The sequence below is a fragment of the Arthrobacter sp. 05L45_2 genome (assembly GCF_056397525.1).
The window spans coordinates 1-6,974 of sequence record NZ_JBFTNO010000171.1 but is presented as its reverse complement, the minus strand read 5'-3'; the positions used below and the strand labels follow the sequence as shown (position 1 = coordinate 6,974).

7 protein-coding genes and 1 pseudogene are annotated in these 6,974 nt (G+C 64.5%); 5 read left to right on the top strand and 3 right to left on the bottom strand.

Translation table 11 applies throughout. From position 1 onward, the window contains the following. Positions 1-291 (top strand): DUF4386 domain-containing protein (locus AC1DHD_RS12590; RefSeq protein WP_476880041.1); only part of this gene is annotated, 291 nt, incomplete at its 5' end. A gap of 834 nt (positions 292-1,125) precedes the next feature. On the opposite strand, the gene AC1DHD_RS12585 is transcribed toward AC1DHD_RS12590, so the two are convergent. Further along, the gene (locus AC1DHD_RS12585; RefSeq protein WP_476880040.1) at positions 1,126-1,353 is read right to left on the bottom strand and encodes a hypothetical protein; all 228 of its coding nucleotides are present in this window, start codon (positions 1,351-1,353) and stop codon (positions 1,126-1,128) included. A 755-nt stretch (positions 1,354-2,108) separates the two neighbouring features. Between AC1DHD_RS12585 and AC1DHD_RS12580 the strand changes: the two genes are divergently transcribed. After that, positions 2,109-2,999, top strand: a complete 891-nt coding sequence (locus tag AC1DHD_RS12580) for a hypothetical protein (protein ID WP_476880039.1) — start codon at positions 2,109-2,111, stop codon at positions 2,997-2,999. Positions 3,000-3,012: 13 nt separating this feature from the next. Here AC1DHD_RS12580 and AC1DHD_RS12575 read toward each other — a convergent pair. Both AC1DHD_RS12575 and AC1DHD_RS12570 read right to left on the bottom strand, forming a co-directional pair. Beyond that, positions 3,013-4,169: pseudogene (locus AC1DHD_RS12575) on the bottom strand (IS110 family RNA-guided transposase). A gap of 483 nt (positions 4,170-4,652) precedes the next feature. Continuing rightward, a complete protein-coding gene (locus AC1DHD_RS12570; RefSeq protein WP_476880038.1) occupies positions 4,653-5,081 on the bottom strand; it encodes a hypothetical protein in 429 nt (142 codons plus the stop codon). Between the two features lie 335 nt (positions 5,082-5,416). On the opposite strand from AC1DHD_RS12570, the gene AC1DHD_RS12565 reads away from it, so the two are divergent. The 3 genes from AC1DHD_RS12565 to AC1DHD_RS12555 all read left to right on the top strand — a co-directional run. Then, the gene (locus AC1DHD_RS12565) at positions 5,417-5,680 is read left to right on the top strand and encodes a hypothetical protein (protein ID WP_476880037.1); all 264 of its coding nucleotides are present in this window, start codon (positions 5,417-5,419) and stop codon (positions 5,678-5,680) included. Positions 5,681-5,888: 208 nt separating this feature from the next. Next, positions 5,889-6,560, top strand: coding sequence for a YcnI family copper-binding membrane protein (locus AC1DHD_RS12560; RefSeq protein WP_476880036.1), 672 nt, complete (start codon positions 5,889-5,891; stop codon positions 6,558-6,560). Positions 6,561-6,637: 77 nt separating this feature from the next. Continuing rightward, on the top strand, positions 6,638-6,974 hold a 337-nt coding region (locus AC1DHD_RS12555), incomplete at its 3' end, for a copper resistance CopC family protein (protein ID WP_476880035.1).

Here is a 6,974-nt window from a genome sequence, read left to right as displayed (position 1 = left end):
AGCCTGATGCCCGCGGCCTGCGACCTGCTCCTGGGCTACGTACTCTACCGCTCTGCCCTGGTGCCCCGGATCCTGCCGATCATCGCATTCATCGGCGCCCCGCTGCTCCTGGCCTCTGACATCGCAATCTACTTCGGCGCCTACGGCGCGGTGTCCCCGATCGCCGTTCTTGCCGCACTGCCCGTCGCCGTGTTCGAACTGTCCCTAGGTATCTGGCTGATCGTCAAAGGTTTCAAGCCAACGCCGCTGACCACCGACCACGCCGACACCAGCCAGTCCACAGCAACCTGAGGGGAATAACCCCGTTTTTGTTGACGCCCTCAGGCTAAGGCTGGTTGACTGCACCGCCCGCTAAAGGATCGGCTTACGGGCAGCCGTAGAAGGACGAATTCGGCGCCTCTACTCTTGCTGATGCGGTGGGGGGTCCTTGCGATGGGACTGGACGTGAGTTGATTGGACGGCCGAACCGCTTCCGGCAACGATAGAGGGGTGAACGAAGGACACGACGTTTCGGATCTAACATTCTTCACACGCATGCCAGGTCCATACCGGGTGGGTGTGCTCATTTTCGGCTTGCTCACGACGTCTGCGGTTGTGATTCCGTTGAGCGCTGAGATCCCGATAGTGACGAGCCTGGTCCTCGCGATTTTGCTTGCAGCTCTGTTCACTGCCGTCTTTTTGATGCGAGCGGTCGTGCACCTTGTGGTGCGTGGGGTGCATATTCGGGTCGCGGGTGTCTTCACGACGACCATCCTCTATGACCAGATAACAGGGGCTGCCCCCGACCGGACCACGGGAATCCGCGAGGGAATGGGCTTGCGCATACTGCCGAATAAGACGACTGGCTACTTGGTGGGGGCCCCTCCGTGCGTATCAACGCCCGCGGAGGTACCGCTGTCCTAGTCTCATCAAGCACCCCGAACGAGCTTTCAGAAGCTGTTGTGCGTCGTTCATAAGGGACGACACGGTTGAGGACGGGCGCCGAGGATCCCAACCCGAGCGGTGGCAACGGCACGCATGAAAGGCTAACATCCGTGAGCATAGCGGCGTAGTTAAAGTACGCCCGCTGAAGGATTCCCTATCGGGCGCCAAGGCGTCCACAGAACCTTGGGCCTGCCGGCAGAGTCAGCTGCGATCGGCACGTAGGCGTCGGAGGCGCCGATACGCGCGGGCACGCGTCGAAAACCTTCGAAACTGACCGCGGAAATACCAGGTCAGAGCGAGCCCGAGGATGACGAGCGGGAGCAGCTCCGGGGCGAGGGCGAACGTGCCGAAGACGATGTCGAACGCCTCGAATCCGATCAGCGAGCCGGCCGCGAACCAGACCCACCCGCCGAACAGAGTGGCTCGCATAGCCGCACGGCGAAAGAGCCGACGCGCGAGCCTCCAAAGCAGTCCAAGGCGGCGGCGCGCCGGCCAGCGGTACCTCGGAGGCTTGCTTCGGAGTGGGAGTGAGGAGAAAAGGGTATCGGGGGACATGGCGATGAGCTCCTTGTGGCGGCAGTCAGAGAAGTGTTCTGAAGGTCGTCCGGGAGGGGCAGCGCACGCAACGCGGAGGCACGTTCCAGCCGTGTACGGCTAGAGTGCCGGAATCAGTCGGAGTCGGATTCTAGAGGGCTGCGTGGAGGCTCCCGGGGCGACGGGGACGTCCGCCCGGAGCGCGGGGACCTGTCCCACCGACGGGTGCGGATAGAACCAAAGATAGGAAGCCTGGACCGTGCAGGTCACGCTGACCCAGCGCGACAGAGTGGGCCCCTGGAGCCGGAAGGGTGCAGAGCAGAGCGCGGAAAGTATGCGCCATGAGGATTGCCAGGGCAACGACCAGAGCAACGAGAACGAGAGCCGGTACCGGAGGCACACCCGCGCTGGCCGTCGTGCGGATCGCAACGTCGGCCTGGACGAAACGCTCCAACAAGCCCCACCCGAGTAATAGCACTGTTCCTCCCCCAATCGCCCTCACGCTAACACCGGCTGAGCGGCCGATCAACGATCCCTTATCGGACACTGCCCACGCTGGTGCGCCATCACGGTCTCGCGCCAGCTTCAATCCGGCTGTGTTTCGCAACCGTTGCCCGTGGTTGCCCCGTGCCGACTATTAGGCTGGCGCCATGAAATTGTTGCCCAATGCTGCGCCCGGTGAATGGCTCAAGCCTCTGATGGATACCGTGTGGCATGACATGCACGCTGTTGTGCCACGGGGCTTCCCCGCCTACGCCAGGATCTTCCATCCGGTGACGCGGGACCGCCCGCAAGACACCGGCACGTGGCACGGACATCCCGTAACGGACGTCTTCCCCCTCGACGAGGAACAGGTCCGCTGGTCAGCCGTGGCGGGTGCGTTCGGGACCAAGATGCACCCGTTGGCCCAATTCCACCGACTCCTTGGGCAAGCACCGAGCCGGCAGGAAACATTCGACAGCGAGGGCTGGCGCTATTCGGAACCCCTAACCGGCAACCTCGCACCGGACACACTGGCAGCAGTGGCTGCCCGCCTCTGTGAACACACCTCCACACCAACCAAGGGCGTGACCGCCATATGGGAAGGATGGGGAGGCCTGACAAGTTCCATCGGCTATGCCCAGCTCACTTTTTCAGACGACAGGACTCCCGTGGAAAATACCTCCGATTCTGCCGCACTGAACACGGGACCTGGTTCGGGCCTTCTACCGGCAGAGGTGGTCAACGGAGAAACACTGAACCTGCCGGGGCGCGCCCACTACCTCTTCAATGCAGCGCCACAGTTTTACCGTGACCCCGGGTGGGTGAATCATGTCCCATGGCACCATTCCCCGCAATTTCCGCAGTCACCGAGCATCCTGTGGCCAGCTGACAGAAGTTGGGTCATGGTGACGGAAATAGACTTCGACTCCACAGTGGTCGCCGGCAGCCATGAACTCGTATCGGCACTAGTGCGGGACCCCGCCATCGAAGCGCTGCCCCTGAATGAGGGAGCAGACCTGACCTGGGACGCCGACGTTCCCAACCGTCCCGGGCAGTAGCCAAGTCTTCACTTCAAGGCCCCTCAAATGGTGCCGGACCACCTGAACCGTCTGCCCCGGCAACGTGGGGGGCTAGTTCCGCGGTGGCGTAAAGGGAGTTGAGCTGGCGGTAGAGGATTCGGGCGATGTAGCGCTTGAGGGATCTGCGGATTTCGCGGTAGCTGCGGCCTTCTTGGGCGCGTCTGGCGACGTAGTCCCGGGTTCCGGGGTCGTGCACCATTCGGGTCATGGTGATGGTGTGCAAGGCTCGGTTGAGGCGCCTATCACCGCCCCGGTTGAGCCTGTGCCGGACAGTGTTACCGCTTGAGGCTGGCAAGGGATTCACCCCTGCCATTGAGGCAAAAGCAGCTTCACTGCGAACCCTTCCTGGATGCGACCAAGCTGTCAGGACAGCAGCGACCGTGACGGCCCGGCGCCCACCATCTCCAACAGCGGCGCCGCTGGGCTTTCCTGGATCAGCTCTGTCATACGCTTCTGGTTCGCAGCCAGCTGGGTGGTCACTTCGAGAACGCGCCGCGCCAACCGAACTGCTTCCCCGCGCGCGATGGACAGTTCGATCTGCTCCTGTCGTTCCCGCCATCTGGTGATCGTGGCGATCTGGGCCGGCACCAGAGGTTTGCGGGCGTCGATTCCCAGATCGTGTGCCCGGAGTAAGGCGATGAGTGCATTGACATTCATTGTTCGGTCCCGGGTCAACTGGTCCCGGGCTGCGCTCAGGATCCTGAGCCCGGCACGGGTTCCTTCATCCCGGCGCGGGGCTCGGAGCTGGGACTCCTCTAAGGCCAGGACTGCGGTTCCGATGGCTGCGGCGTCCAGCGGGTCGGATTTGCCGATTCCCCGGCGCCCGCGGGCGTTCATCCGTGGAGCTTCGGCGACGTCATAGCCGGCATCGGTTACTGCCCTGGCCACGCGCGCCCCGTAAGAGCCGATACCCTCGACGGCCCATAGACAGGCGACATCGCCGTCTGTCCGTCGGCCTACCCAGGCAAGTGCTCGGGAAATCCCTGCCGGGGTGGTCGGAAACTGCTCGCACGCGATACGTCGCTTGGTGCTGGCCTCGATGATGGCGTAGGTGTGGGTGCGGGCGTGGCAGTCCACGCCGATGACGAACGGGCAAGACTGGCCGCATAGCGACCGGCACTGGACCTGGGAAGTATCACTTCGAGGCAAAACTGTGATGAGCCACAACCTCAAGAGGCTGGGCAAGCTTCTAATCAAGCCACCGACGTGAGACAGGTCAACGCCGGCCGCTCCACCCAGCGCGGACAGGTCGGGGGAAACGCACCCTGGGGGCAATTGTTTTTTCGAGTCACGCGCCAGGCAGAACGACCGGCATCAACACTGCCAGCTAGTCCCAGACCAGCCACGTAAAGACTCACAGTTGTTTTTTGGCTGCTGGCGGAGCTTGCGGAGCTGYGCCCGACGGAGGCCTGTCTACCCGCAGGGCAAGGGAAAGGAAATTCCCGAAGGAAATAAGCGACGAAGGAGCGCCGGAGGGACATTTCCTGCACCGCAGGCCCCGACGAAGGAGGGGCTAGACGGGCTGGAGCGGGCACGTACGATCCGAAGGAATCTCAATGATGTTGTCAACGGATGCTGGCGTGCGGTTCCGGATGTCCCGGCCGGTTGGCGGCCGGGACATCCGGGGGTTTTCTAGTCCGCCCAGCCGGGGTAGGGCTTCCGGTCCTCAGCGGGCAATTCGGCGGCCGTGGCCGGGAGGTTCTCCGGGCCGTCTGACTGGCCGGAGGCCCAGTGGAAAAACACTTCGGCGGTGATTGCTTCGAAGCAGGCGTCCTGGGACCGGAACCAGTGTGTGGAGGTGTCGCCCTCGACGTAGGTGCCGTAACTGAACAGTTCCCCGTTGCCGTCCCGGGTGCGGGCGACGGCGAAGATGATGTACGGCCAGGATCCGGCGTCCCATCCTTCGCTGCCCCAGTTCGGCAGCACGGACCAGCCGGTGCCCTCGAGGGTGTCCATCCAGTCGTAGCCGTCCCCCGCCCGGTCGTCGGCGGGAAGGACAGGGGCGGAGACCGGTTCGGCGGTGTCGCCTGTGGTCGCGTGGGTCAATGTTTGGGTGTTCATGTGGTGATGCTCCGTTTCGCTGGGGCGGGTGCCTGGAGTACCGGCTTCCCTCTCCCCCACCATGTTTTTTGCCTGCGGGCGGAGCATCGCGTAGCTGTGTCCGACGGAGCCGGGGCAACCCGCAGGGCAAGCAGCGGGTGGCTTGTGGGAGGAAAAAAGCGCAGCGCCGACGCGAGCCCTCCGGTGCGCTGCCGTCCGCAGGACGGTTGCGGCGGTGGAGCGGGCACGTAGGATCCAACGGACAGCAGCAAAGTTCTTTCGCTCTTGTTTGATACCGCTGGAAGAAGTGCGCCGGACGGTGCCCGCGCGACCCTCCACCCTGCCCATTTTTCGGCTTGCACGCCGCAGCCCCGGGGTCGCTGATGCTGATCCTGCACGCCGCAGCGACTCTGGCCACCGCCCTGGTGCTGGCCCGGGGCGAGGCAGCTGTGTGGGCTTTGGCCGCGTGGCTGAGACCCCTGATCCGGATCCTGACAGCGGTGGTCATTCCTGACTGGCCGCACGTTCCGGCCCCGCGCCTGACCTTCATTCCTTCCCGGTGGAGAAACCTCCGGCTGCCTGCCCTGCGCAGGCCGCCGGGCGTTCAGCCCGCTCTCTGAGCGGGACCTGACCCTACGCCGCTGACCCGGCCGGACCCTGCCCATCCCATAGGCAGAAACTCCGGTGTCGGGGGATCAGCCGTGACCCTCTCATATGCGCCGCCGCACGAGCGGCCCGTTCGCGCACCCACTTTTTGGAAGGCATGTTCATAAAACCTCAATCCGTCGTACCCTCAAAACCCTCACCGCCGCCACCGCAACGGCGGGGATGATCGTCCTGGGCGCCACCGCCGCTTCCGCCCACGTCACCGTGAACCCTGACGACACTGGCGCCAACGGCTACACGCACCTGACGTTCAACGTCCCGAACGAATCCCCGACCGCGAAGACCAGCAAGCTCGAAGTCAAACTGCCCACCGATACCCCGTTCACTTCGGTCTCGGTCAAACCTGTCGAGGGCTGGAGCGTCCAGGTCATCACCAGCGACCTGCCCAAGCCGGTCACCGTTTCCGGAACGACAGTCACCAAGGCCCCGAGCTCCGTGGTCTGGACCGCCGACGCAACACACCAGCTCGGACAGAACGAATACCAGGCGTTCTCCCTCTCCGTTGGCAGGCTACCGGCAGCGGGCACGACCGTGACCCTGAAAGCCGCCCAGACCTACACCGACGGGACCGTCGTGAACTGGGATGAGGAAAGCGCTCAGGGCCAGCCTGAACCCAAGCACCCGGCCCCRTCATTCACCACCACCGCCGAGGAYGGAGCAGCCGCTGAATCTCCGGCTGCAGCGTCCCCGGCGGCCGCGGCCCGGACCTCGAAGGCTTCCAGCGACGGAGCTTCGGTGTGGGGCGTTGTCCTGGGGGCAGCCGGATTCGTCCTCGGCGCAGCCGCGCTGGGACTGGTCCTTGCCGGCCGGCGCACCCGGACCGCCGAAAAGTAAGGACGCCGCCCGGGCTGTGGCGGGGTGGGCACCGTCCCGCCACAGCCCCACGGATCCCGCTCCCGAAAGGACCCCTCATGAAAACAACACACCCTCGCGGGCCAAGACGCACGCTTGGGCGATGCCTGCTGATCGTGGTCACGGCAGCGTTCCTGATGGTTCCCGCCGCGGCGGCACAGGCCCACGATGTCCTCGAGACCACCGACCCGGCCAACGGCTCCACGATCCGCACCGTGCCCGCCAGGATCGGTCTGACCTTCGACCACACCCCCCTTGCCATCGGATCCGTCATCCGGGTGCAGGATTCTAAGGGCACCGACCAGGCCGATGGGCCCGTGGCCATCGTCGATAACCACGTCACCCAGGCCGTCAAAGCCGACGCCCCGGAAGGAAAATACACGGTCGTCTGGCGGG

Excerpts from the sequence above, each read along its gene's own strand:
- AC1DHD_RS12570 (WP_476880038.1), bottom strand. The coding sequence starts at position 5,081 with ATGAACACCCAAACATTGACCCACGCGACCACAGGCGACACCGCCGAA.
- AC1DHD_RS12580 (WP_476880039.1), top strand. The coding sequence starts at position 2,109 with ATGAAATTGTTGCCCAATGCTGCGCCCGGTGAATGGCTCAAGCCTCTG.
- AC1DHD_RS12585 (WP_476880040.1), bottom strand. The coding sequence starts at position 1,353 with ATGCGAGCCACTCTGTTCGGCGGGTGGGTCTGGTTCGCGGCCGGCTCG.